At 64.1% G+C, this 24,185-nt stretch carries 23 protein-coding genes; 5 read left to right on the forward strand and 18 right to left on the reverse strand.

Annotated elements, in window-relative coordinates; translation table 11 throughout:
• Positions 1 to 2 precede the first annotated feature (2 nt).
• The 5 genes from HV796_RS04945 to HV796_RS04965 are packed head-to-tail and all read right to left on the reverse strand — an operon-like array spanning position 3 to position 5,736.
• Positions 3 to 1,376 carry an alkaline phosphatase family protein gene (locus HV796_RS04945; protein WP_175225347.1) on the reverse strand — a complete coding sequence of 458 codons (1,374 nt, stop codon included), beginning with the start codon at positions 1,374 to 1,376 and terminating at the stop codon, positions 3 to 5.
• Entirely contained in the window at positions 1,373 to 2,668 is a 1,296-nt protein-coding gene (locus HV796_RS04950) for an ABC transporter substrate-binding protein (protein ID WP_217477851.1), read from the reverse strand. The genes HV796_RS04945 and HV796_RS04950 overlap by 4 nt, the downstream gene beginning before the upstream one ends.
• A gap of 41 nt (positions 2,669 to 2,709) precedes the next feature.
• Entirely contained in the window at positions 2,710 to 3,549 is an 840-nt protein-coding gene (locus HV796_RS04955; protein ID WP_175225348.1) for a carbohydrate ABC transporter permease, read from the reverse strand.
• Positions 3,546 to 4,520, reverse strand: a complete 975-nt coding sequence (locus tag HV796_RS04960; protein WP_175225349.1) for a carbohydrate ABC transporter permease — start codon at positions 4,518 to 4,520, stop codon at positions 3,546 to 3,548. The genes HV796_RS04955 and HV796_RS04960 overlap by 4 nt, the downstream gene beginning before the upstream one ends.
• On the reverse strand, positions 4,513 to 5,736 hold the full coding sequence (locus HV796_RS04965; protein WP_175225350.1) for an ABC transporter ATP-binding protein: 1,224 nt from the start codon (positions 5,734 to 5,736) through the stop codon (positions 4,513 to 4,515). The genes HV796_RS04960 and HV796_RS04965 overlap by 8 nt, the downstream gene beginning before the upstream one ends.
• A gap of 249 nt (positions 5,737 to 5,985) precedes the next feature.
• Between HV796_RS04965 and HV796_RS04970 the strand changes: the two genes are divergently transcribed.
• Positions 5,986 to 6,951, forward strand: a complete 966-nt coding sequence (locus tag HV796_RS04970) for a sugar-binding transcriptional regulator (RefSeq protein ID WP_175225351.1) — start codon at positions 5,986 to 5,988, stop codon at positions 6,949 to 6,951.
• Between the two features lie 80 nt (positions 6,952 to 7,031).
• On the opposite strand, the gene HV796_RS04975 is transcribed toward HV796_RS04970, so the two are convergent.
• From HV796_RS04975 to dhaL, 4 genes are all read right to left on the reverse strand, one after another.
• Complete coding sequence (locus HV796_RS04975) at positions 7,032 to 7,544, reverse strand: RNA polymerase sigma factor (protein WP_175225352.1); 513 nt, start codon at positions 7,542 to 7,544, stop codon at positions 7,032 to 7,034.
• Positions 7,545 to 8,072: 528 nt separating this feature from the next.
• Positions 8,073 to 8,630, reverse strand: coding sequence for a YMGG-like glycine zipper-containing protein (locus HV796_RS04980; protein ID WP_175225353.1), 558 nt, complete (start codon positions 8,628 to 8,630; stop codon positions 8,073 to 8,075).
• 246 nt (positions 8,631 to 8,876) lie between these two features.
• A complete protein-coding gene (dhaK, locus tag HV796_RS04985) occupies positions 8,877 to 9,866 on the reverse strand; it encodes a dihydroxyacetone kinase subunit DhaK (RefSeq protein WP_175225354.1) in 990 nt (329 codons plus the stop codon).
• Between the two features lie 11 nt (positions 9,867 to 9,877).
• Positions 9,878 to 10,525, reverse strand: coding sequence for a dihydroxyacetone kinase subunit DhaL (gene dhaL / locus HV796_RS04990; RefSeq protein ID WP_175225355.1), 648 nt, complete (start codon positions 10,523 to 10,525; stop codon positions 9,878 to 9,880).
• A 320-nt stretch (positions 10,526 to 10,845) separates the two neighbouring features.
• Here dhaL and HV796_RS04995 point away from each other — a divergent pair, with 320 nt between their 5' ends.
• The gene (locus HV796_RS04995) at positions 10,846 to 11,196 is read left to right on the forward strand and encodes a hypothetical protein (RefSeq protein ID WP_246355700.1); all 351 of its coding nucleotides are present in this window, start codon (positions 10,846 to 10,848) and stop codon (positions 11,194 to 11,196) included.
• Positions 11,197 to 11,359: 163 nt separating this feature from the next.
• Here HV796_RS04995 and HV796_RS05000 read toward each other — a convergent pair whose 3' ends face one another.
• The 4 genes from HV796_RS05000 to HV796_RS05015 all read right to left on the reverse strand — a co-directional run bounded on the left by HV796_RS05000 (position 11,360) and on the right by HV796_RS05015 (position 16,371).
• Positions 11,360 to 11,977 carry a TetR/AcrR family transcriptional regulator gene (locus tag HV796_RS05000; RefSeq protein ID WP_175225356.1) on the reverse strand — a complete coding sequence of 206 codons (618 nt, stop codon included), beginning with the start codon at positions 11,975 to 11,977 and terminating at the stop codon, positions 11,360 to 11,362.
• Positions 11,978 to 12,134: 157 nt separating this feature from the next.
• Positions 12,135 to 13,202, reverse strand: coding sequence for a winged helix-turn-helix domain-containing protein (locus tag HV796_RS05005; RefSeq protein ID WP_175225357.1), 1,068 nt, complete (start codon positions 13,200 to 13,202; stop codon positions 12,135 to 12,137).
• A 667-nt stretch (positions 13,203 to 13,869) separates the two neighbouring features.
• Positions 13,870 to 14,121, reverse strand: coding sequence for a hypothetical protein (locus HV796_RS05010; protein WP_175225358.1), 252 nt, complete (start codon positions 14,119 to 14,121; stop codon positions 13,870 to 13,872).
• Between the two features lie 150 nt (positions 14,122 to 14,271).
• The gene (locus HV796_RS05015; protein WP_175225359.1) at positions 14,272 to 16,371 is read right to left on the reverse strand and encodes a phosphocholine-specific phospholipase C; all 2,100 of its coding nucleotides are present in this window, start codon (positions 16,369 to 16,371) and stop codon (positions 14,272 to 14,274) included.
• An 809-nt stretch (positions 16,372 to 17,180) separates the two neighbouring features.
• Here HV796_RS05015 and chrA point away from each other — a divergent pair.
• A complete protein-coding gene (chrA, locus tag HV796_RS05020) occupies positions 17,181 to 18,353 on the forward strand; it encodes a chromate efflux transporter (protein WP_377695462.1) in 1,173 nt (390 codons plus the stop codon).
• Between the two features lie 41 nt (positions 18,354 to 18,394).
• On the opposite strand, the gene HV796_RS05025 is transcribed toward chrA, so the two are convergent.
• Complete coding sequence (locus tag HV796_RS05025; protein WP_175225544.1) at positions 18,395 to 18,844, reverse strand: MarR family winged helix-turn-helix transcriptional regulator; 450 nt, start codon at positions 18,842 to 18,844, stop codon at positions 18,395 to 18,397.
• Positions 18,845 to 19,191: 347 nt separating this feature from the next.
• On the opposite strand from HV796_RS05025, the gene HV796_RS05030 reads away from it, so the two are divergent.
• Together HV796_RS05030 and HV796_RS05035 are read left to right on the forward strand one after the other, a co-directional pair.
• Positions 19,192 to 19,605, forward strand: a complete 414-nt coding sequence (locus HV796_RS05030; protein WP_175225361.1) for an organic hydroperoxide resistance protein — start codon at positions 19,192 to 19,194, stop codon at positions 19,603 to 19,605.
• A 53-nt stretch (positions 19,606 to 19,658) separates the two neighbouring features.
• A complete protein-coding gene (locus HV796_RS05035) occupies positions 19,659 to 19,952 on the forward strand; it encodes a hypothetical protein (protein ID WP_175225362.1) in 294 nt (97 codons plus the stop codon).
• 138 nt (positions 19,953 to 20,090) lie between these two features.
• Here the strand turns inward: HV796_RS05035 and HV796_RS05040 are convergent, their stop codons facing one another.
• The 4 genes from HV796_RS05040 to tssF form a co-directional block, all read right to left on the reverse strand.
• A complete protein-coding gene (locus tag HV796_RS05040) occupies positions 20,091 to 20,558 on the reverse strand; it encodes a cysteine hydrolase family protein (RefSeq protein ID WP_175225363.1) in 468 nt (155 codons plus the stop codon).
• Between the two features lie 147 nt (positions 20,559 to 20,705).
• The gene (gene tssJ / locus HV796_RS05045; protein ID WP_175225364.1) at positions 20,706 to 21,260 is read right to left on the reverse strand and encodes a type VI secretion system lipoprotein TssJ; all 555 of its coding nucleotides are present in this window, start codon (positions 21,258 to 21,260) and stop codon (positions 20,706 to 20,708) included.
• Positions 21,253 to 22,374: a type VI secretion system baseplate subunit TssG gene (tssG, locus tag HV796_RS05050; protein ID WP_175225365.1), complete on the reverse strand. Its 1,122-nt coding sequence runs from the start codon at positions 22,372 to 22,374 to the stop codon at positions 21,253 to 21,255. Before tssG ends, tssJ begins: the two co-directional genes overlap by 8 nt.
• On the reverse strand, positions 22,371 to 24,185 hold the full coding sequence (gene tssF, locus HV796_RS05055; protein WP_175225366.1) for a type VI secretion system baseplate subunit TssF: 1,815 nt from the start codon (positions 24,183 to 24,185) through the stop codon (positions 22,371 to 22,373). The genes tssG and tssF overlap by 4 nt, the downstream gene beginning before the upstream one ends.

The raw sequence follows: 24,185 nt of genomic DNA on the forward strand, positions 1-24,185 counted from the left end.
CGCTAGCCGCGTGAATCCGCGCCCGCGCCGGCCGGTTGCGCGCGGTGCGGCATGAGCAGCGACCGGCCGTCGAGACCGCCGTGCGGCAAGCCGAGAAAATCGAGCATCGTCGGCGCGATATCGACCAGGCTCGTCCGCTGCTCGACGGTCATCGGTGTCACGCTCGCGTGATCGACGATCAGAAACGGGCGGGTTTCGTCCGTCCCCCAACCGCCATGTTCGCCGTGGCCGGGCACCTTGGTCTTGCCAGGCTCGGCAGCGGTCCAGCGTTTGCCGCGCACGCCATACGTATTCTCGCCGGCAACCTGCGCCAGGTTGATCGCGGCGACGATCCCGTCTTGCGCGGCCATACCGCGTGCGCGCAGCGCGACACCGGTCTCGAGCGCATCGACCCATGGCTCGCCGCGCAGTCGGTCGAGCACCTCGTGCAGCTTGGGCCGGCCCGTTTCAGTCGCATAGAGCAGCGCGGCCGTCCCCTGCGCGGCCACCGCGATCTCGCCGGCTTCGATCTGCTGCGCAAGTCCTTGCGCGCACAACCATGCGTCGATATCGATGCTGCCCGCGATCGTTTCCTGTCCGTGATCCGAACCGGCTAGCAACAGGATGTCGTCGCCTTGCGTGCGCAGCCGTCGCACGGTACGCAGCACTTCGGCGACGCAGCGGTCCGCGTGGCGCAGCGCTTCGCGATGCGCGGCCGAACCGAGCGGCGCCGCATGCAGCGTCGCATCCGGATGCGCGAGCCATAACACCGCGATGCTGGGGCGCCGCCACGTCAGCACTTCCGTGCAGAAGCGCCGGGTCATCGCCCAGTCGCCGCCGAAGTCCTGTCCGATCTGCAACGCCGCCGTACCGACGATCGGCTGGCCGCCCGGCGCATACGAGCCCGCGCGATGGTACACGTGACCGAAGTGCTCGGGGTCGAGAAAATACGCGGCGCCCGGCGACACGTTCGACATCGCGATAAATCCGCCGTGACCCGCCACGCGTTCCGCGAGCGTCGGCATCCGCAGCGTCGTGCCGGTCGCGCGGCGCAGATGCGTCCGGAAGTCCGGCTGACCGACATCGTAGACGCGCAGCTTGCCACCTTCGATCAGCCCCATCTGGTTGCCGTGCAACCCATGGCGGTACGGCAGGCAACCGGTCGCCACGCACGCGGCCGACACCCGCGTCACCGAAGGGAACACCGCACGATGATTCGCGCACCACAGCCCGTCGTGCGCGAGCGCGTACATCACGGGCGTCAGATGCGCGTCGATCCATTCGTGGCCGAGCGCATCGCAGCAGACGAACACGACCCGTCGCGTGCGCGGCCGCGGCGCCGGTTGCCCGAGCCCATCCTGCGCGCCCGGTACGGGGTTGTCATGGCGGGCGTTCATTGCGCAAGCAGCGCGGTAACTTCGGCGGCCATCTCGGTAAGCACCTGGTCCGGCTCTTCTGCGCGCTTGCCGCTTGCCACCGACTCGAGCTTGTCCTTGATCACATCGATCACCTTCAGCCCGTTCGGCCCCGGAAACGCGTACCAGCCGGCTGCATAGCTGCGCTGGCCGACCGCCACCGCGTAGTTCGGATGGGCCGTATAGAAGTCCTTCAGCAGCACCGCCGCCTTGTCGTTCGGCGGAAAGTAGCCGGTACGCGTCGCGACGTCGGCGGCTTCGTCCGCACTCGTTGCGAACGTCAGAAAGCGCCAGGCGGCCTGTTGTTTCGCCGCGTCCTTCGCGGTGATCATCAGGCCGTTGCCGCCGGCGGGCAGTGTCGACACGTGCGGCTGCAGGTCCGGATACGGGCCGACGACTACCGGAAAACGCCCGGCCGCGAGCTTCTGAATGGTCGCAAGCTGCGCGGTCGACGTCGCGAAGATGCCGAGGCCGCCGGCTGCGAACTGCTGACGCGCGGCGATATGCGTGAGGTACGGCATGCCGCCCTCCTTCACAAAGCGGGCCAGCTGGTTGATCGCCCAGCGCCCCGCGCTGCCGTCGAACGCGACCTTGCGCTCGTCGGCGCTCAACATCGTGCCGCCGCGGCTGAATACCAGCGCCTGCCACATCCAGTTGCCGGTTTCATCCCATGCGTAGAACATCCCGCCGGTGTTCGGGTCGAGGCGGCCAATCTTGCGTGCGAGCGCGATCACGCCGTCCCATGTGGTCGGCAGATGCGCGGGGTCGCCGCCGGCGCGCTTCACAAGATCCGCGTTGTAGTAGAGCACCGGCAGCGACACCGCGAACGGCAACGCGTAGCTCCGGCGCTTCACCGTGCCGGCGTGCAGCAGCGCATCGTCGAAGCCCTGTGAGGCGAAGCTTTTGTCCGCGGCAATCAGAGGCTCGAGCGGAATCGCGACATGCTGATCCGACAGGGCGCGAATGCCGTTCAAACCCTGCACCACGACATCCGGCTGCGTGCCCGCCACGGCTTCGCGCAGCACCGTTTGCAGCACCTGTTCGTACTCGGACGCGGGCGCGCGATAGACGATGCGGATGTCCGGATTGGCCGCCATAAAACGCTTGGCGAGGTCTTCCATGACGGGGCGGAACAGATCCGGAAACGCGTACAGCACCGATAGCTCGGTCTGCGCGGCGGCCGCCGATGTCGAGACAGCGAACGCGCCCACGCCGGGACCCAGCAGGCCGAGCAGGCCAATCATCTGTTTGAGACGGATTCTGCGTGTGTTCAAGCCGGTTCTCCTGTGCGGCGCGGGGTGTCGGACATGCTGCGTCACCCTTTGATTCCTGTCAGGGCGATCCCTTCGATAAACCTGCGCTGGGCGAGCAGAAACGCGACGACCAGCGGCGCGATCACGATCGCGGCCGCCGCCATCAGCGCGCCGTAGTCGGTGCCCGCCTCTTCGTTGCGGAAGAACGCGATGCCCAGCGGCGGTGTCAGCTTCTGCGGCGACGACAGCACGATCTGCGGCCAGAAGAACTCGTTCCAGTGCGTCGTGACCGAAAAGATGCCGAACGCGGTGACCGCGGGCATCGCGATCGGCAGCATCAGCCGGAATACGATGCCGAACTCGCTAAAGCCATCGAGACGCGCGGCGTCGAGCAGTTCGTCGGGAATCGTGCGGAAGTACTGGCGCATCAGGAAGATGCCGAACGCGGAGACGCCGTACGGCAGCGCCATCGCCCAGATCGTGTCGAGGATGCCGAGCCGCTGCGCGAGCAGGAACTGTGGAATCGCGACCACCTGCGGCGGCAGCATCAGGCAGAACACAACCGCGCCGAACAGCAGCCGGCGCCCGCGAAACGGCACCTTGGCCAGCACGTACGCGCAAGGCACGGCGATCGCGAGTTGCAGCGCGAAGATCAGCACGACCACCATCGCACCGTTGATCAGATACGCGAGCATCGGCACGCGCGCGAAGACCGCGGCGAAGTTGTCCCAGCCCGCGAAATGCGCGGGCCATAGGTGCAGGTCGCGGCTGAAGATTTCGTTGGCGGGCTTGAATGCAGTCGACAGCATCCAGAAGAAAGGCGTCAGCGCAACGACACTGGTGGCCGCCAGCACGACGTGGCGCAGCAGCGCGCCGAGCGGATGGGGACGCGTCACGCTCATGATGGATGACCCGGTGAGCGACGCGCTGCGCCCTCAGATGACCCGTGAGATGCACCCTCGGATGAGCCGAGCAGCGCGACACGAAACTTCACCAGCGTGAGCACGCCCACCAGCAGCAGAAACACGACAGCGATCGCCGCGGCACGGCCGGTGCGGAAGAATTCAAATGCTTCGCTGAACATCGTGTACAGCAGCACCTCAGTCGATTTCTGCGGGCCGCCCCCCGTGATCACGTAGACGGTCTCGAACAGCTGGAACGAACGGATCATCGAGATCACGATCACGAAGCCGGTGATCGGCCGCAGCATCGGCCACGTGACGAGCCAGAAGCGGTCCCATGCGCGCGCCGCGCCATCGACCGCCGCCGCTTCGTAGTACTGCGCCGGAATCGCCGTCAAGCCGGTCAGGAACAGCACCATGTTGAAGCCGGCCATCTGCCACACGCCGATCATCGCGAGCGACAGCAGCGCGGTGGATGGGTCATCGAGCCAGCGCGGCCCAGCGATGCCCACTTTCGCAAGCAGCAGGTTCACAAGGCCGAAGCTCGGATGCAGCATGAACTCCCAGACCACCGCGATCGCAATCGTCGCCGCCATCACCGGCAGGAAGTGAATCGTCCGGTACAGGCCTCGCAAGCTCGTGCGCGCGTCGATCAGGAGCGCGAGGCCAAGGCCGGTCAGCGTCGACGCGGGTACGACAAGCGCCGTGTAGATGAGCGTGTTTGCAAGCGAATGCCGCATCACCGGGTCACCCGCAAGCTCGGCAAAATTGCGCAGGCCGACTAGCGACAGCGTCGATGCGCCGAGCCGATAGTCGGTGAACGCAAGCCCGATCACGACGGCCAGCGGCAAGATCAGCGTGACGAGGCCGAGCACGATCGCAGGGCCCGCGTACAGCGCGACCACGGGCCAGCGCCGCGCACCACGCAGCGCGGCAGGCGGCGCGGTCAAAGTGCGGATCACATCAGACATGCGCGACCCGCCGCATCGATGCGCCGCTGACGATCACGTCGTGCGTCACACGCCGCCCCGCGTCATCGAATACGAGCGCGTGTGACAGATCGGCCCGCACACCAACCACATCGCCGCTACGGGGCAGCGACGCGATCTCGGCCAGCCCGCGTGGCGCACGCACGATCAGGCGCGGCTGTGCCTCGCCGTGCGCCGCGCGATGCGCGCCGGCGTGGGTTTCATACAGACCGACATGGACCAGCGTGTCGGCGCCGAGGCATTCGACCTGCAGCACTCGCGCGGGCAACGCGCCGTGATCACCGATGCTGGTCAGCGCGAGATGCTCGGCGCGCAGGCCGATGCTCACGCTGGCGCCCTGCGCCGCGTGCACCGCGAGCGGCAGCACGCAACCGCAGGCTGTCGCGAGCCCCGCGGAGGAGGCGCGCACCGTCGCGCGCAGCACGCCGATTCCCGGTGTGCCGAGCGTACGTGCGACCTCGAGCGACGCCGGCTCCGTGTACAACTCCGCTGGCGTGCCGAACTGCAGAATCCGGCCGCCGCGCATCACGGCGATCCGGTCCGCCATCGTCATCGCTTCGACCTGGTCGTGCGTCACGTAGATCGTCGCGACGCCGAGACGTCGATGCAGTTCGACGATCTCACTACGCATGCTCGCACGCAATTCGGCATCGAGGTTCGACAAAGGCTCGTCGTAGAGAAACACCGCCGGCTGGCGCACGATCGCGCGCCCGAGCGCGACGCGCTGGCGCTGGCCGCCTGACAGCGCCGCCGGCTTGCGCTCAAGCAGCGCGCCAATGCCGAGCAAGTCCGCCGCCGCGCTGACGTCCGCGTCAATCCGCGCATGCCGTTCGCGGCTCGCCGAAGACAGGCGCCACAGCAGCGGCATACGCTCCCACGCGCGCAAACGACGCAGCGCAAGCGGAGTGGCGAGGTTCTGCCGGATCGTCAGATGCGGATACAGCGCGTAGTTCTGGAACACCATCGCGACGTCGCGTTCGGCCGCTTCGAGTGCGGCCACATCGCGCTCGCCGATGCGGATCGCGCCCGCGTCCGGCCAGTCGAGGCCGGCGATCATGCGCAGCAGCGTCGACTTGCCGCAGCCGCTCGGGCCGACCAGCGCGACGAACTCGCCTTCGTTGACGCTCAGGTTCACGCGGTCCGCGGCGACATGGGCGCCGAAGCGGCGCGTAACGTCCGACAGATGGACGCTCGCCACGTCAGCGTCCGTCGCGCCGTGGCATGCGGCGGCGCGTGGCGATCGCGGACGACAAGAAGGACGGGGACGTCGGGAGAGCGGTGACTTTCATCGGAATCCGTACTGCACAGTCGAAGGATAGTTGCGTGTGACTCATTTGATCCTTTAACGGTACATCTGTCCGGTGACCCTTTTGTGACGAATCTGTCCCATTTGTGTTTCGCATCGGAAAGGTGATACCTTGCGCGACACACGAACCACGGAGACCCCATGAAACGCGACGCGAACGACGCCCCGGGCGACGAATTGCAGACGGCGGACGCGCAGTTGATGGCGCGCATCTGTTGGGCGTACTTCAAGGAAGGACAGACGCAGGAAGCGATTGCGCAGCGCATGGGCCTCACGCGCAAGCGCGTCAACCGCGTGCTGAACGACGCGCGCACCAGCGGCTTCGTCCAGACAACGATCAATAGTCCGATCGGCGCGTATGTCGAGCTCGAAGCGAAGCTGGTCGCCGCGTATGGTCTCGCTGAGGCGATCGTTGTGCCGACGCCCGCGCACGATGCGGACGTGCGGCCCGTGATCGGCGCGGCGGCCGGCCAGTATGTGTCCGAGCGGCTGCGGCATCACGAATCGCTCGGCATCACATGGGGCGGCACGATCAACGCGGCCGCACAAAACATCCTGCGCCGCCAGGGAATGGACAACACCGTCGTGCTGATGTGCGGCGGCCTTGCGAAAAGCACGCGGATCAATCCATACGACAACGCGGCTATCTTCGCGCGGATGCTCGATGCGACCTGCTATTACATGACCGCGCCACTCTATGCGCAAACCGCTGCGCTACGCGATGCACTAGTCGACAGCGAACCGGTGCGCGGCGTACTGGAAATGGTGCGAAACGTCGATATGGCGCTGCTGAGCGCCACCGATCTGTCCGAACAGTCGAAGGTGCTCGAATATGAAGTGATCTCGCGTGACACGTGGCGGTCGCTGCGCGCCGCGGGTGCGACCGGCGATATCTGCGGTCATTATCTCGACGTCAACGGCAACGCTGTCGACCATCCGCTCGTATCGCGAGCCGTTCATGCGTCACTCGACGACTTGCGCGCGATTCCACGCCTGATTCTCGCGGCGGGCGGGCCGCAGAAGGTCGCAATCGTCAAAGGCGCGATCCGTGCTGGCCTCGCGCATGTGCTGATCACCGACGAAGCGACAGCGTCGGCGCTGCTGTAAGTGCAAGCAACGCGAACGCTCGCCACCGAATACCATTCGTTTGGGCGCGGACTCGGCCGAACAGGGCCGGAAAGCAACCTTCAGCGAGATGCGGACATCTGCGGCTTCGACGCGTGTTCACTGAACGCACGTCCAAGCTTCAGGCGCACCGCGACATGCGCGAGCTTCGCGCGGTCGACGGACATGCCGAGCACTTCCGCGGTTTCCTCGTAGGTCAACCCCTCGACTTCCGCAAGCAGCAACGCGGCCCGCTCGGGCGGCGCAAGCAAGCGGAACTCCGCCAGAATTCGGGAATGAACGTCCGCGTTCCGGGTGCGGCGACGCCCTGCCCCAGCGTTCGAGCCGCGCGCCGCACGGCGCGAACGCTCGTAGCGTTCGTAGGCGGACCCGCCTCTCAGCACGCTATGCGCCGCAGCCAGCATCCGCACTAGCGTCTCACGCTCGCTCACTGCGCAGCCAGCCTCGGCACCGGCGCTGCACGCATTGGCCACCATGGCTTCCGCGAGCGGCACGTCCTCGGTAACCCGATATGCGAACGACCATACCCGCGTGACTAGTGCGCGTAAAACGGCTGGATTCGAGACTGCGTTCATGCCTGGTGCTCCGCTGGACAGACGCCGCGATTGCTTAATCGAACGACGCAACCAGAGCTTACACAGACGGCGGCGGTCACGCTATGCCAATTGCGTCAATTTTCTTGCTCATTAAGGGCATTCGTTGTGGTCTTGCGCCAACCGACGAGATATCTGCAACAACACAACCGGAATGTTGCAATTTTTCATTAACGGAATCTTTCTTCCCTGTTTAGTGAGAATTACAGCATTTTTACGGCGACTCAGCGCATGCCGGCGCGCGATTGCAGGCACACAGGCCGCGTTGGAGGGAATGTTGGCCGTTGATTTAATAGTGATATGCCGTTGAAGCGGGCGCGCATCCTGCATGCGACGTATGCCGTTGGCTTATTGTATTTTTGGCGGAATTTCGACTGGCGGCACTCAATTCGAATGGCGGTTTTGCCGAATAAATTAGCAATCGTCACAATCCGAACAGAATAAGCCGAAGTGATTTTTTCAGCTATTTAGATTAGCCGGCGGTGCCTCGCTCCGCCGGCTTCTGACGCATCAGTAATACGGATAGGGCGCGTACATCACGGGCGGCGGGGGTGCGTAATACCGCGGCACCGGCTGGTAGTAGTACGGCTGCGGCGCATAGACCGGCGCCTGCGGTTGCGCGATCGTATTACCCTTGGTTGCCATACATTGCGCGTACGCCGCGTCATACTGCGCCTGCAGACCGCCGGCCGCGTACGTCGCTCCGTTCGCGCCGACCGCGCTGCCAAGCAGCAACCCGCTGCCCGCGCCGATTGCCGCGCCGACACCGGCGTTACCCGCTGCCGCGCCGAGCAGCGCACCCGCCGCAGCGCCGCCAAGCGTACCGAGGGCGGTGCTGTTCACACTGTTCTGCGTCGCGCCTTGTGCCGCGCCTTGCGCATTGCTCGAATGGTATGCATAGTCGCGGCACGCGTAATCGTCCTGCTGGAACTGCTCGAGCGGTTCGCCTTTGCGGGGCAGCGCGACGATGCTCGGGCCCGTCGGCGGCGCCACGGCACAGCCTCCCAGCGCGAGCGCGATTGCAGCAACCGGCAGCACAACGGTGATGGTTCGGGTTCGGGTACTCATACCGGTTCGGTTTTCAAAATGTGGTTTCAGTAGTGCAACGTTAGACGAAATCGGACCCGGCATGAGTTACCGGATCGTTACTGGATATTTTCGCCGATGTCAGGGATCACCGCAGCCAGGGCCATGCCGAAGGTGCACGCTGCGGACGCTGGACGCGGCGCACCGCGCGCCGGTAAGAAATGCTTACCAAATGTAACGGGTCGCATCGCGCGCCGCCGTTTTTCGCGGCGTCGCCGCCACATCCATTCACCTGCCCCAGCGCAAGGCCGGCGTCTGCACGGGGCTGTCCCAGTGCCTGATCATCTCCGCGTCGAATGAGCCGAGCGTGAGCGACGCACCGGCCATGTCGAGCGAGGTCGTCAGCGAGCCGACCTGCGCGCGCGCGATCTTCAGACCGCGCTGTCCCAGCCATGCGCGCGCCGCGTTGAACAGCAGATACAACTCGCTCAACGGCGTGCCGCCCAGTCCGTTGACCAGCACGAGCAGTTCCGTATCCGCTGCCGGCTTCAGTTCGCCGACGAGCGCCGTCAGCAGTTCGTCGACGATCGCATCCGCCGGCGCGAGGCGCGCGCGACGGCGCCCCGGCTCACCGTGAATGCCGACGCCAATCTCAATCTCATCGTCGCCGATCGCAAAAGTCGGCTTGCCGGCGGCCGGCACCGTACAGCTCGAAAACGCGACGCCCATCGACGCGATACGTTGCACCACACGCTCGCCGAATGCCTTGCACTGCGCAAGGTTCGCCCCGCTTTCGGCGAGGCTGCCCACCAGCTTCTCGACGATAACCGTGCCCGCGACCCCACGGCGCCCAGTCGTATAGCTGGAGTTTTCGACCGCGACATCGTCATTGACCAACACCGTTGCGTTCGGCGCCTCGCACATCTCGGCGGCCATTTCGAAGTTCATCAGATCGCCGGAATAGTTCTTCACGATAAAGAGCACGCCAGCGCCCGTATCGACTGACTGCGCGGCCGCCATCATCTGGTCAGGCGTCGGCGACGTGAACACCTGGCCGGGGCAGGCCGCATCGAGCATGCCGTAGCCGACGAAACCGCTGTGCAGCGGCTCGTGGCCCGCGCCGCCACCCGATATCAGCGCGACCTTGCCGGGCGTCGTGGTCTTGCGCCGCACGAACACGGGCTCGCGGTTCAGTTCGACGAGGTCCGCATGCGCAGCCGCGAAGCCGGCCAGGCTTTCGGTCAGAAAATCGTCGACGCGATTGATAAATTTCTTCATGGTCTCCCCTCCTACGCGGATTGCGCGAATTGTGCGCACACCGCGGCAATCATCAACTGGCTCGAACGCGCGCCCGGATCGATGTGGCCACGCGAGCGCTCACCGAGAAACGACGCGCGGCCTTTCGTCGCAAGCATGTCGCGGGTGGCCAGCATGTGCTCTTCGGCGACCTGCGGCAGCGCTTCGAGCACCGCGGCGGCGCCCGCGCCGGCCGCGGCCATTTCCGTGAGGCGCGCGGCCACCGGAATCAGCACGTCCATCATCGTCTTGCTGCCCATGCCGGTCCTGCCGCGCTGGGCGACCGCCTCGACACCGCTCGCGAAGATTCGCGCGGCGTCATCGATCGATGCGTGTCCGGCGTCGACCTCCGGCAGCGCGGCAGCGGCTTTTGCCATGCCCTGCAGCAACGAGAAGAACAGCGGCCCCGACGAGCCGCCGACCGTCGACAACACCTTGGCGCCGGCCAGTTCGAGCGCCGCTCCGAAGGCACGTGCTTCGAGCTGGCCGCGCAGCGCAACGAGCGCATCCATGCCGCGCAACAGATTGAAGATGTGGTCGCCGTCGCCGATCTGCTGATCGAGCGCTTCGATTTCGTCCGCGTGGTCCTTCAGCGTGGCTTGCGCGGCGTCGATGCATGCCGCGACCGTCTTGCCGTCCATACCCTCTCCTCCTGTATCGGCATTGCTCTGGAAGCGATCTTGCACCTGCGCGCCCGCGGCGTGTGGCAAACCGCCGGTATCCGCACAGAACATAGCTTGTCCGCGGCAGGAATACCAGGCGCTGACCCGGTATTTTGTGATTCGTTGATGCGCCGACGATCGCCGCAACGGCACCCGTCTGCGACCGCCAGCCGGCGCGGCGCACCGGGCCCGCACCGGGGGCGCGCGCACGACTGCTGGTAAAGTGGCGCGTCGGCGCACGACACCGCCCTCACCGGCGTCCGTCTTCGTCAAACCCACCCAAATCCGGAGAACGCACGATGATCCGATCACGCGGTTCGCTTTTGGCACGAGGCGCGGTCGCGGCGGCCATTGCAGCGGCCTTCTCGCTCGCGGGCTGCTCGAGCACCACGCCTGTCGAATTTTCGCTGAAGGGCGCCGACGCGCCTTCGTTCACGCGCGCCGACGATCTCGACTTCGGTCCGATGGACCATTCGATTGCCGAATGCAAGACCGTGTCGCGCAATGCGGGCGAGGGACGCTGCACGCAAATACGCGCCTACGAGTCATGCATGAAAACGCGCGGCTACATCACCGTGCTCGGGCCGGAGAACCCGTCAGGTTGCGGCGACCCCGAATGGGAGCAGGACGTGCGCAAATGGCTTAAGTGAGCGGCATCAGGCTTGCCGCATCCCGGCAAGCCGAAGCAAACGAACGGAGGAAAGGATGGACCGCGACGCCATAACAGGCGCTCGCGAGCGCGGCCCGTTACCGCGCACCTTCGCCTGTGGCACTTGTGCGTCGCGCACGCGCCGCTCAGGCATCAAGCGCGCGTCAATCGAGCAGTTTCATTGCGATATCGGCTGCCTGCCGCATCTGCGCACGCGCACGACCGGTCTTGCCGACGACGCGCATGCCTTGCAGCATGCACAGCATCAGGCGCGCAGTGGCATCGCCGTCGATGCGCTTTGAAATCGAACCGTCTTTCTGTCCGGCGCGGATCAGCGTAGCCAATAGCAGTTCGGTCTTGCGTAAGCCGGCATTCACGCGCTGCACCACGTCGGCGTCGAACGTGCCGAGCACCATCGCGCTGCCGGCCAGCATGCAGCCCCGCTTGCCCGTGGCGCCCGACGACGCATCCGCATGAAACATCAAAATACGATGAATCAGATCGCGCGCCGGCGCGTCCGCTTCGACCGCACGCCGCAGCGATTCGTCGCGCCGGGTCAGGCTGCGGTCGAACGCGGCGACAAAAACCGATTGCTTGTCTTTAAACGCTTTATAGACACTGCCGGACGCGAGTTCCATCGCGTCGGTCAGATCGACGATCGAGGTGGCATGAAAGCCGCGCTCGCAAAAGACCGCCGCGGCCTTGTCGAGCGCCGCGTCGATATCGAATTCGCGAGGGCGGCCCCGGCCTCTGGCGGGTGCGGCGGCGGTCGTATCAGTCATGCACGCATTATAGGGAAGGGCTAATTTCTTAATCAAGCCGGCTGATTGTAATTCAGCCAGTTGTTAGCCACGCGACAAATGCATGTGCTGTACGGTGCCTTTATTTAGTCAAACGTTAATCCCTTGTACAACGTTTGTCAGACGATCTTCGTGTTGATTAACTTTTGTTCTTTTGCCGCGCCGAAGCAAGCGCACCACCGGACGACATCGGGTTGACCGCCTCGACCGCATCGCGCAATAGCCGGTTTTCCTCGGTCTTTCTTTGCAGCAGCGTTTGCAGATGCCGGATCTTCTCGACCGCGGCACTCAGATCGGCCACCAGTACCGGCGTCTGATTGCGCGGTGCGCCGGCCCGCGGCCGGTCGTCGACCGCCGGCCGTTTGTGCGAACGCGACGCATGCGCAATGGGGGACGTGCCGGGCTGCGACGGTTGTTGTGACGGCGCTCGTCGCGCTTTTTCCGCTCGTTGCCCCGCTTGCAATGCCGGCGCCTCCGGCACGTCGATCACCGACGACAGGCGAAACCCGGCGCCGCGCACCGTCTCGATCGCGAGGCTGTTTTGCAGCGGCTCGAGCGTTTCCCTCAGCGACTTGATATAGACGTCGACGATGCCTTCCTTGACGGACGACCCGAACCATACATGGTCGATAATGTCCTTGCGCGAAAGCACCTTGTACGGGTTCTCGACGAAAAAGCGCAGCAACCTGTAGCAGGTCGGTCCCAACTGAAGCTCGACTTCGGCTTGCGGCTGGTCCTGATCCTGACTGGTCCGCGCGAACGCGCGGCGTGCGTCGAAGTCCATCGTCAGCGTTTCGACCGATACGCGGCGCCGCACGTCACGATATTCGATCGGCCGCAGCACGACCTGGATACGCGCGACCAACTCGCGAACGCCAAACGGTCTTCTGACGTAATCGTCCGCGCCCGCCTCGAGCGCGCGTATGCATTCGTCTTCACCGGCGTCTTCCTCGCCGAGTACGATAATCGGCATACGACTGGTTGCCGCATGCGTGCGCAAATCATTGATCAGCGACAAGCCGGACGCGTCCGGCAATTTCCAGCGCAACAGAATGGCCTGAGGAGGCTCCTGCTCGATCAGCATCATCGCGCGCTCGACTGAAAACGCAGCCAGCGGCTCATGCCCCATGCGCCGAATCTCGTTCCACAAAGTTTCAGCGCTCGACGTATCCCATTCGACGATCAGTATTTTTGCAATAGTTTCCATATGCGCGATGGCCCTGTCGAAGAAGCCTCCCAAGCAACATGCTCCCGATCGCGAACGTCGGGTCGGCTCATATAAACATCCGGTCATCCGCATGAGCCGAAGCGCGATCCCGAAGTGCGCGATACCGCCTCGCCCGCGTGCCGCACCGCGCGGCGTAGTGGATCCGTTCGCGTGGCAATCAGGCGTGCGTGTGTTTCCGACCGGCGCGGTGGTGCCCCAGCCATGTCGGCCACGCTTGCGCGCGCAACTTTTGCGTTTTAATTAAGGAAACAAAGTATTCCGAAATTGGAAAGACCGCTATCTGATGCTGCGTTTCACATTCAAAAACCCCTTCTTCGACCCGACTGTTCGCCACGAGGAAAGACTCAAACCACCGTTTTGCGTAATTGCGCTTGTTGGCAAATATCGGCAAAAGGGAGTTACTGTTTCCATAACAACCTATGCCGTAGGAATATTCCAGCCAAGGCGGGCAGGCTGCCCGTCATTGCGCGCGTGCACGGCGCGTGCACGTTATCGCGCCAGACCCTACCGCCGGTAGGGTAGCGTGACGCACATCGCGTTCGACCAGGAGCCGCGTGCCGAGAGAGGAGTTGAGACAGACGCGCCGGTCTGCGCGCAAGTGTGCGCGGCGGCGAATGCGCCGCGCGAAGCATGAAGCCTTACCGTACTACTCGACAGTATGGATGACGGGCGGGCGCAGCCCATCGGATGCCGGTTGCGGTGCGGACATCGCCCACGGCGGCGGCGGCAAGCCGGTCGGTGTCCCGTTGCCGTTGGCCGACGCGGTATCTTCGGACGCCGCGCCCGAGCCGCCGGATGCAGCCGGTTGCGCCGACCTGTCGCTGCTGTCGCCGCATGCGGCCAGCAACGTACAGGCGGTCAACACCGCAAGCGGATACGCATGAATGAATGTTCGCATGGTCGTCTCCTTGAATCTGGAGATCGGCCGGCGGCGCACCGCTCACTTCCGCTGCGTGCCACCGGCCGATATGTTTGCCACTCATCGGACGCCGTCGCCGATGCGCATCGTTGCGCGATGCGCATCGGTCGATTGCGATTTCCGCAAACGTCAGCTGCCGAGCGCCGGATCCGACATGCTGTCGCGCCCGGTCTCGACGTGGCCGGCGATCCGCCACAGCGCATTACTGTCGGCGTCAACCGTAACGGTCAAGTCGTACCAGCCATTCGAGCCGCGCAGGTCGACCATCACCGTATTCATGTCGTTGCCGCGCACATGCAGCGATCCTTCGACGTGCGACGACGCGTACGCGCTCGCGATCGTGAACGTACAAGGGTTGCGTCCTTCGTTCTTCAATCGCAACTGCAGATTGCCGTTCGCGACGTCGTAGCCGTCCGCGATCTGCACACTGCCGCTCTGCTGATGTCCGCTCGTCCCCACCTTGCCGACAAAACGGCGCAGGAAACCATTCGGCCCGAACACCGAGAAGTCATAGCTGCCGCCGGCTGCGAGCATCAATTGATCGGCAAGGTCCTTGCCTGCTTCGACCGTATAGCTGCGCGGCAAATCTTGCGGATTGCCCGAATAGACGAGGAAGTTAGCGCCCAGTCGCCCGGTGTTCGTGATGTGCAGACGGAACGCGTTGCCCTGCCCGGTCACGTCGCCGCGCACGAAGAACTCGTACGGCAGTGCGCGCGCGGGACGCTGGCCCGGCTCCTGTGCCGGCATCACCTGCGTGCCCGGCACGGCGGGCACGACGCTCGCATGACGGTTCTTGTCGGCCGGGAACGACGTCGCGGGCAGGTTCGGGAAGCCGCGATTCGGGGTCTCGAAGTTGAACACCGAGGTCAGGTCGCCGCATACCGCACGGCGCCATGGCGTGATGTTCGACTCGTGCAGGTTGCCGTTGTGGCCGAAGCGCTTTTCGATGAAGCGGATGACCGACGTATGGTCGAACAGCTCCGAGCACACGTAGCCGCCCTTCGACCACGGCGAGATCGCGATCATCGGCACGCGCGGTCCGAGACCGTACGGGCCCGGCTGATTGCCGCTGTTGCCGGCGAAGAACTCATTGACCGTCGACACGGTCGACAGGCCGGTATCGGGCGTCGACGATGCGAACGGCGGCGACATGTGATCGAACAGGCCGTCGTTCTCGTCGTAGGTCAGCAGCAGCACGGTTTTGCTCCACACTTCCGGATTCGACGTCAGCGCCTGCAGCACCTGGTCGACGTACCACGCACCGTAGCTCGGCGGCCAGTTGCCGTGCTCGGAGAACGCTTCCGGCGCCGTGATGTACGACACTTGCGGCAGGTTGTTCTCCATCACGTCTTTGCGCAGGATATCGAAGTAACTGCCGCTGTTGATCACCTGCGTGCCGACGCGCGTCGCCTCGAACAGCGGGCTGCCCGGCTGCGCGTTCTGGTATTGCTTGAAGAATAGCAGCGACGTGTCGCCGAAGTTGCCGATGAACGGGTTCTCGTCGTCGCCCCAGCCGGTCGACGGATTGAGGCCCGAACCCATGTCCTGGTAGACCTTCCATGAAATGCCCGCGGCCTGCAGCTTCTCCGGGAACGTGCTCCACGAATAACCGGCTTCCGCGTTGTCGATCACCGGGCCGCCGCCGCTGCCGTCGTTGCCGACCCAACCGGTCCACATGTAGTAGCGGTTCGGGTCGGTCGGCGTCATCGCCGCGCAGTGGTACGCGTCGCAGATCGTGAATGCGTCGGCGAGCGCGTACTGGAACGGGATGTCGTCGCGCGTCATGTAGAACATCGACGTTGTGCCCTTGACCGGCACCCACTGGTCATAGCGGCCCTGGTTCCATGCGGCGTGCGTGCCGGGCCAACTGTGGTCCAGGTCCTGCACGAACTGCGAACCGAGATTCGGCAGGTTCGGGCGGAACGGCAGCAGGTAGCCATCGGGCGTCGATGCCGGCTGGAAGAACACCGGCTTGCCGCTCGGCAGCGGAATCGTGCGCGTGTCGCCGAAGCCGCGCACGCCGCGCAGCGCGCCGAAGTAGTTATCGAATGAACGGTTCTCCTGCATGAAGACGACGATGTGCTCGACGTCCTGGATCGTGCCAGTTGCATTGTGCGCGGGGATGGCCAATGCGTTGCGAATACCGACCGGAAGAGCTCCGAGTGCGGTGGCTGCGCCAGCGGCTTGCGCAGCCGCGCGCAGAAAATCACGACGGCTATTTGAAGTCATGTTCGTTTGTCAATCGCTTCGAGGGGTGGGAGGACGACGGCGAGCGCAATCAACTTGCAGTGGACCGGATGCATACGTGACCGCACTCACACGTACAACACGGACTGCCAAAGCTATGCAGCGAAAAGCCGTCGGCAAGCCTGATCGAAAAAAATGACTCGCTTATGGCAAACGTTTTGCAATGCCGAAAGGTACAGCGGCGGTGTGATTAGCATTCCTGGGTAACCGTTAAACGACGTAAAAGCGCAAGTACTTGTGCCGACTCGGTTTACCCTCCGACGAATGATTCGTTAGGCATGGAAAGGACTGCCCCGCGGGAGACATTGCGACACGTGCGACGACAGTCGATTCCGATGAAGTGCTTTCCCTGGTGTACATGTGTGACGAACACTGCTATCCGTGCGCGTTAAATCACACGAGGTATGTCACACGCGATGCATGCACCGTTATGCGGTGCGCGTGACATCTGGCGTTCACAAGCGCAAGTGATACTGTCCCAAGTCGATTCATGACACAGCCGACAAGCATGCTGGTACGTAGCGCGTTGGCTTGTAATGGCTTTTACTGCTTGTGCGTGCCAACGCGACATGCTGCGCAGGTTGGGTTCAATGCATGCGCCGTCACGCGCTATGTGATTGATACGTTATGCCGGTTACCGGACAGGCTCCGCGCCTTTCGGGCATCATGGCGTGCCCGCCGCTGATCGCGCGGCACGACCACGACCCTTGTACGCCCGGCTATCACGTATGGACGCCTCCCGGCCCTCGTCCGCGCAACGCGGTCGCTTGCACGTTGCACTCGAAGTGCTGATGGTTTTTCTTAAGCTCGGACTCACGAGCTTCGGTGGTCCGATCGCGCATCTGGGCTACTTTCGCCGCGAGTTTGTCGCGAAGCGGAACTGGCTCGACGATCCGCGTTATTCGGACCTTGTCGGTGTCTGTCAGTTTCTGCCTGGTCCGACCAGCAGCCAGGTGGGCTTTTCGATCGGGCTGCTACGCGCAGGGTGGCTGGGCGGACTCGCCGCATGGTGCGGTTTCACGTTGCCATCGGTCCTGTTGCTGCTTGCCTTTGCGGTGCTCGCGCCGCATCTCGCGGGTAACCTCGGCGAGGGGCTCGTGCACGGGCTGAAGCTGGTCGCGGTTGCGGTCGTCGCGCAGGCGGTGTGGGATATGGCGCGGCGCTTGTGTCCGGATCGCCGGCGCGCGGCGATCGCGTTGTGCGCAGTCGCAACGCTCGGCGTGCTGAACTCCGCCTACGCGCAATGGAGTGCGATCGTGCTGGGCGCGCTGCTCGGCTTCGCGCTGTGCCGCACGCTACCGCCGACGCAAACGGCCGCCTCCACTTCCGGCCCAGAATTGCGCATATCGCGCGCGGCCGGCGTGCTCGCGCTACTGCTCTTTTGCATTCTGCTAATCGTGCTGCCGGCGTTTGCGCGATCGCACGCTACGCAGGCTTTGCAGCTATTCGACGCGTTCTATCGTTCTGGCGCGCTCGTGTTCGGCGGCGGTCACGTCGTACTGCCACTGCTGCAGCAGCAAACCGTCACGACAGGCTGGATCGCGTCGAACGATTTTCTTGCGGGGTACGGCGCCGCACAGGCGGTGCCAGGGCCGCTCTTTACATTTGCCGCGTATCTCGGCTGGATGATGTCGTCGCCGCCGAATCACTGGGCGGGCGCGCTGATCGCACTGGTCGCGATCTTTCTGCCCGGCATGCTGCTCGTGATCGCCGCACTGCCGTGGTGGCAATCGCTGCGCGCGCGGCGCACGGTCGCGGCGCTGCTCGCCGGCATTAACGCGGCGGTGGTCGGCCTGCTCGCGACCGCGCTGTACTCGCCGGTATGGACGAGCGCCGTCCATACGCCGGTCGATTTCGCAATCGCGGTGCTCGGCTTTGTGCTGCTCGTACGCTGGAATACGCCACCGCTTGCGATCGTCGCGCTTTGTGTGCTCGCAGGGGTGGCAATGGCCGCTTTTCGCTAAACTGCACGCGGCAGGCGTGCCACGACCGTCGCCGCTGCGCGTCACTCCGGGTGCACAGATTTGATCAGGTTGTCCCGCAAGTTAACCACCGCCTTTTGCAGCGTTGCGAAATCTTCCGCGTTCAGTCCGGTCGCCTCGACCAGATTCCGCCCGAACGCGTTCTCGCGCAGATGGCGACCCGCGTCGGTCAGACTCACCAGCACCTGACGCTCGTCAGTAGGATCGCGCTGCCGGTGCAGATAACCCATTGCCTCGAGTTTCTTCAGGATTGGCGTCAACGTGTTCGATTCGAGAAACAGCCTTTCACCCAGCGCACTGACGGTCACGCTGCCCGTCTCCCACAACACGATGATCGTGATGTATTGCGTGTACGTCAGACCGAGTTGATCGAGGATCGGCCGGTACGCGCGGCCGAACGCCAGATTGGCTGAATAGACCGCGAAACACAGGAAGTCCGCCAGCCGCTGCGTGGCCGGGTCGGACGGATCGATCGCGCCGCGGGCCGCTGCGGCCAGTGGGCGAGCCGGCTTCTGCGCCGGCTTGTCGGCCACTTTATTTGCAAGCCGCCGCGCCGGCTTGCTGGGCGGTTGCGAGCGCGGCTGATCGGCCGTGCTGCTGTCGCTGGTGCGTGAAGTTTTCATGGGATTCCTCTACCGCGTTGCCATCGCGGCATTCGTCGAATGCCGCGTCACTCCCGAATAATACATCGGATGCGATTTAATCGAAAGTGCTTGACTTTGCTCGATCTGTCGACCATTATTCACGCATCCGATTTAATCGTATGCGATTCAAAAACGAAGATCGGTCGCTAAGCTCTTATTCCATAAGGAAATTTGTCATGTCCCGCATCGAAAAAGTGCTGTACACGGGTAAAACGCACACAACCGGTGGCCGCAACGGCGCGTCGCGCAGTTCGGACGGCAATCTTGACATCCCACTTTCCCCACCCGGAACAGGCACCGGCACCAATCCGGAACAACTGTTCGCGGCGGGCTGGTCCGCCTGTTTTATCGGTGCGATGCGGCGCGCAGCGGCCGCGCAGAAGGTGGTACTGCCGCACGATGTGACGGTGGATGCCGAAATCGACCTCGGCATGGGCGGCGACGACTATTTCCTGCAAGCGCGCCTGAACGTGAGCCTGCCGGGTCTCGCACCGGAGGTCGCGCGTGCGGTGGTCGATGGCGCGCATCAGCTGTGCCCGTATTCGAAGGCCACGCGCGGCAACATCGACGTGACGCTCAACGTCATCTGACCGCTCACCGCCCCGGTTCCTTTTGCCCCGTTTCGAATTTTTGGAGTTTGATAATGAAGACCTCGCTTTTTGCCGGTTTGTTCGCCGCCACCGCGGTGCTGGCTTCGCTCGCTTCTCCCGCTTTCGCCAGCAATTACGGCCCGGCGCCGTTCTACCGCCCGACTGTCAGCGACGCGCGGCCCGTGCCGCAACCGGCGGCCAGCGCGGTTGAGCCCGTCATGACCACCGCATCCGACGACACCGGCGACGCGCAGCAAGCGTACGGCGGCATGAACGACGGTCACTCGCAAGCGGGTGCCGGCCGGCATATGCCGACGTGGCAGAACGGGTTGTTCGCACATCACTGATCATCGCGAGTCAGTCGGCGAGGCGCCGCATGAATTCGTGCGGCGCCGGCACAAGCGGACGATAGAAAAACAGCGTGGTTGATGCGACTACCGTCACGCGTCGCTGTCTGTTTTCGCACACGTTATCCGATGCGACGCCTATGCGGCTAGTTGCGCGATGGTCGTCAGTTGCCTGAAATGATGCCGCCAGAGAGCTGTGCCGAGTTCGCCGGTTCGGTCGAGTGAAGATCCGATTGTGAGATCGGTGATGAGCGTCGGGGTGAGCCCGGCGTCGAACAGCATGTAGCCCGCGGCGAGCACACACGTTTCCGTTTGCATCCCGCAAACCAGCACGCGTGCGAGCTGCATCGCGACCAGATAATCGAGCATCTCGCGCGGTGGCAGATACCCATACTTGATAAACACACGATCGACATCGACGAGGCTATCGTCGTCGCGCGCCGGATGCCAGCCGAGCTGCCTGTCGAACGGGGTGTGGCTTTCATCGTGCCGCTCGACTGTCGCGACCGACGGCATCCGCTTCGCCAGCGTGCGAATGCCGGTGACGAGCCAATCCGGTGGCGCGAATGAAGGCTGCACGTCGACGACGAGAAGAATCTCGCGCATGGATGGCGCTCCTCTATGGCTAGCCGCGCTGGCGGCGCATGCCGCGGGCAGCACGCGGGCCGCCGCACGGATGACGTCAAGTGATGTGACGCACTCTATGTAGCACAGGTCTCGCTCCTCGATCGCCCGCAAGCGGCATGTGTTCGATCAGTTCGCGCTATTCGGCGACGCGCTGCCTGCGGCAAGCAGGCTCTGATCGACGAGTTGGACCTTCAACGGCTTATCCGCATCAAGTTGCTTTCTTTCGATCACCCGCTTCCATCCGTCGTCGCTGCCGGGCTCCCGGTAAAACGCGACGACCGCAATAAACCTCGTATCGGCCTGCAGCGGCTGCGCCAGACTCGCGGACGCACCTGGATTCAGCACCGTCGAGACGCTCGCGGCCTGCAAGTCCTGCGCAAGCACGGCACGGTCGTTCTTCAGCAGATCGGCATACGACGCGCCATCGAATTGCTGGCGGTCTTTCAGTTGATAGATGCGAATCGCGACGGAGGTCGGACGGCCCGCGCTGTCGGGGTTCAGCGATGCGCGCGCGGTCAGATCGACGTTAAGTGTCTTCACCTGCTTGAAGAACACCGCGCGATACGCGTTCGACGAGGTGTCCGACACCGCCTGCCATGCGCCGCAACCCGACAGCAGCAAAGCGCACGCACTACTCGCGACGGCAAAACGAACAAACGGGGTGCTTCGTCGATCATGCATGATGTGAGCTCAGATAGGGATTCGGCGCAGACGCCGGAAAGGCTTCGCAAACGCCGAGTGCAACGTTGAGGGTGTGCTCATGGGTGGACGGCAGGACAGTTGTCCAGCCGAGCCGCGGCGCGGGGTCAGCGGCCGACGCGGGTGTGCCGAGCACGGGGCGTGGGGCTAGCGCGGACGGAATCGACATACGCAGATGCACGTCAGCCTTTACGCCGGCATAAAGCCGCACATACGCAACCAGTTCCCGGTGAAGCCCTGCACCCGGCAGCAGATCGTGAGCTTGCCGCGCATCGGCGGGAACCAGCGTCGCGCAGACTGCGCGGCTGCGGTAAATAACCCGCTTGCCGAGCACGTAGCCGCTGCCAGGTCCGCGCCGACTGCCTTGTTGCGCCGTCGCGCCGCCGGCCCGCACCTCGTCTTGCATGGCCGATGACGTCAACGGCCGTGGCGTCCCGGCGCGCGCGGCGACGGGCCAGAACTCGTCGACCCGCACCGCGGCGCCCGGCGCCGCCAGCGCGATCACGCCGGCGAGTCCTTCGGGCGTGCGCGTGCGCTGAATCAGCAAACCCAGTAGCGCAAGCATTCGCGACGCGGGCAAGCCGGCGCGCGCCGGCTTGTCACCCCAACCGAAACCCGCGAGACACAACAGATTGAGCGAATGTGCGTCGACACCGCCCGCGCGAAAGCTTTCCGGATATCGATATTTTCTCCACGCACGATACAGCAGCGTGACGAACCGATGATTGAACTGGTCAAGAAACGCCTCGACCGCCTCATGCCCTTCTTCGCGCAGTGCGATTTCGTCGACCATGTGCGACGGTACGGCGGCGTCCACGCCATACAGACCCATAAAGGTCGTGCGAATAGTCGGCGGAGCGCGATGGTCCGCGTCGTCGAATTCAACCGCGGCGACCTCGCCGGCGGGGAAGCCGAGCCTCGGCCGAGGCCTGAATCGCACGGCCTCGTCGTCGAGTATGTCGCGTGTGCCGAATCCGGGACGAGACGGCTCGCGCGCTTCGAACAGCCGGCACAGCTGCATGAAACTCATGCGCGGCGCCTGCGCAAGCAGCGCCACGACGAGCGGTTCCAGCAACGGCATATCGACCGGCTTCATAGCGCGCCTCGCTGCGTCTTGCTGCGCGGCCACTCGGTGCGGACCTGCGACGGCAAGCTCACGATCGATAGCCTCGTGAACAGATTAATTTCCGCATACAGCGCAAAGAAGCGATGCAACAGTTCGCCAAACAGCATCAGGTCGCCGTCGCCGGCGAACGCGTGCGAATCGAGCGTCACTTCGATGCGCACGCCGCGCTCGACCGCGCCGCCCGATACCTCTTCGAGCAGTGTCTGCGACACCCACAGAATGCCCGCGAGGCGCCGCCGGTTCAGTTCGTCATCGGTCCAGTCGTACAGCGCGAGCGCGCCGCGCAGGACCTCGGCATCCATCATCGACAGAAAGTTCGGCGCGAGATGCGACAGCACGCGCCACTGGAAGCGATCGCCGGTCGGCGGATAAAGCGGCAGCGTCGGCGCGACCAGATTACGCACACCGGCGACATTCGGCGTGCTCACCGCCAGTTCACGGATACTCGCCTCGCGCAAGCCCTTGCGCGGCAACATGCCATTCGTGCCGGTCACGCGCAGCGACAGGCTTTCTTCCGGCAATGTCTCCATCGTGTCCCACGCGTGGCCGCCAAGAACAACCCAGGTCTCGTGCAAGCCGCTGACGCCCGGGCGCACTCGCGCATGGAAATAGCGTTCCGGCGACTCGTGCCGCAGCATGCCGCCGCGATGGCGGAAGGTCGCGAACGGCACGTACTGGTAGCGTTCGGCCGTGTCGTGATCGAACGATTCGATCGCGTCGACCGAATACGTCTCGATATGCTCGCCATGATGGCCGGCCGGTACGACGCGGTATTCCGTTTCGTGATGGTCAATCTCGATCGGCTCGGCATCGAGTTCGAACAGGTTGATCACGGGCGAGCAGAAAAGCCGCACGTTTTCCGCACTGAAACGCTGGTCGGACGGATACGTCTGCTTGAGAACGATCTCCAGTTCGAAACGGGTCGAGCGCTCGGGCAGCGTTGCGATATCGAGTCCGCACAGGTCGACGAACAGAAACTTCTCGCGAAAAGTAAAGTACTCGAGCAGCAGTTGATATCCGGAAAACGCCGCTTCGGCCTTCGGCCACAACCGCTCCTCGGTCGAGAAGCCGGCGGGCTCGATCGTCACGCCGGCCAGCGGTTGCGGTTCGCCATTGCGCACTTCGGGGATGCGCCACATGACCGCATCGACCTGACGCGTGAAGGCGAGATGCATCGCGAACGCGGTCGGCAGATCCGCGTTCAGATAGAGGCGCAGCCGCGACAGATCGGATTCCACACGGCGCGCTGACGCGTGAAGCGCGAACCCGAGACGAATGACCGAACGGCCATCGTGACGCACGGCCGGCAGCGCGTGTGTAAGCGTAAGCGGTTGCAACATGACCGGCTGGGTCGTGCGGTAGACGCAATGGACCGTCTTCGGCGACACGCTGGCCGTTCCGGTGGGCGGCGCGACGGGAACCGGCGCTGAGCGAACCGGTACACCGGCGGGTACGGTCACCGTGTTTTGCAGCTTTTCCGCGGGCGGCGCGAGTTCGACCACCGACAGCGACGGAATCATCCGCAAATAGTGCGGCCATAGCAAGCTGACGAGGCCTTCGGTAAGCTCCGGCAATTCGTCATCGAGCTTTTGTTGCAGACGGCCGGTCAGAAACGCAAAACCTTCGTGCAGGCGCTCGACATACGGGTCGCGGTCGCCCACGCGATCGAGGTTCAGCATGCGGGCGCGGTCGGGATGCGCCTTCGCGAATTCCTTACCGGACTCGCGGAGGTAGCGCATCTGCGCTTCGTAGTAGCGCAGGATCGGATCGTCGTTTTCCAT

This window comes from Paraburkholderia humisilvae (assembly GCF_902859855.1).
GTDB lineage: Bacteria > Pseudomonadota > Gammaproteobacteria > Burkholderiales > Burkholderiaceae > Paraburkholderia > Paraburkholderia humisilvae.

What these genes read in the sequence shown, in the direction of transcription:
- HV796_RS04995 (WP_246355700.1), top strand. Translation starts at nt 10,846, where the DNA reads ATGATCCGATCACGCGGTTCGCTTTTGGCACGAGGCGCGGTCGCGGCG.
- HV796_RS05015 (WP_175225359.1), bottom strand. Translation starts at nt 16,371, where the DNA reads ATGACTTCAAATAGCCGTCGTGATTTTCTGCGCGCGGCTGCGCAAGCC.
- HV796_RS05005 (WP_175225357.1), bottom strand. Translation starts at nt 13,202, where the DNA reads ATGGAAACTATTGCAAAAATACTGATCGTCGAATGGGATACGTCGAGC.
- tssJ (WP_175225364.1), bottom strand. Translation starts at nt 21,260, where the DNA reads ATGCATGATCGACGAAGCACCCCGTTTGTTCGTTTTGCCGTCGCGAGT.
- HV796_RS04970 (WP_175225351.1), top strand. Translation starts at nt 5,986, where the DNA reads ATGAAACGCGACGCGAACGACGCCCCGGGCGACGAATTGCAGACGGCG.
- tssG (WP_175225365.1), bottom strand. Translation starts at nt 22,374, where the DNA reads ATGAAGCCGGTCGATATGCCGTTGCTGGAACCGCTCGTCGTGGCGCTG.
- HV796_RS05010 (WP_175225358.1), bottom strand. Translation starts at nt 14,121, where the DNA reads ATGCGAACATTCATTCATGCGTATCCGCTTGCGGTGTTGACCGCCTGT.
- HV796_RS05040 (WP_175225363.1), bottom strand. Translation starts at nt 20,558, where the DNA reads ATGCGCGAGATTCTTCTCGTCGTCGACGTGCAGCCTTCATTCGCGCCA.
- tssF (WP_175225366.1), bottom strand. Translation starts at nt 24,185, where the DNA reads ATGGAAAACGACGATCCGATCCTGCGCTACTACGAAGCGCAGATGCGC.
- HV796_RS05030 (WP_175225361.1), top strand. Translation starts at nt 19,192, where the DNA reads ATGTCCCGCATCGAAAAAGTGCTGTACACGGGTAAAACGCACACAACC.
- dhaL (WP_175225355.1), bottom strand. Translation starts at nt 10,525, where the DNA reads ATGGACGGCAAGACGGTCGCGGCATGCATCGACGCCGCGCAAGCCACG.
- HV796_RS05035 (WP_175225362.1), top strand. Translation starts at nt 19,659, where the DNA reads ATGAAGACCTCGCTTTTTGCCGGTTTGTTCGCCGCCACCGCGGTGCTG.
- HV796_RS04955 (WP_175225348.1), bottom strand. Translation starts at nt 3,549, where the DNA reads ATGAGCGTGACGCGTCCCCATCCGCTCGGCGCGCTGCTGCGCCACGTC.
- HV796_RS04960 (WP_175225349.1), bottom strand. Translation starts at nt 4,520, where the DNA reads ATGTCTGATGTGATCCGCACTTTGACCGCGCCGCCTGCCGCGCTGCGT.
- HV796_RS04980 (WP_175225353.1), bottom strand. Translation starts at nt 8,630, where the DNA reads ATGAGTACCCGAACCCGAACCATCACCGTTGTGCTGCCGGTTGCTGCA.
- HV796_RS05000 (WP_175225356.1), bottom strand. Translation starts at nt 11,977, where the DNA reads ATGACTGATACGACCGCCGCCGCACCCGCCAGAGGCCGGGGCCGCCCT.
- HV796_RS04975 (WP_175225352.1), bottom strand. Translation starts at nt 7,544, where the DNA reads ATGAACGCAGTCTCGAATCCAGCCGTTTTACGCGCACTAGTCACGCGG.
- chrA (WP_377695462.1), top strand. Translation starts at nt 17,181, where the DNA reads ATGGTTTTTCTTAAGCTCGGACTCACGAGCTTCGGTGGTCCGATCGCG.
- HV796_RS04945 (WP_175225347.1), bottom strand. Translation starts at nt 1,376, where the DNA reads ATGAACGCCCGCCATGACAACCCCGTACCGGGCGCGCAGGATGGGCTC.
- dhaK (WP_175225354.1), bottom strand. Translation starts at nt 9,866, where the DNA reads ATGAAGAAATTTATCAATCGCGTCGACGATTTTCTGACCGAAAGCCTG.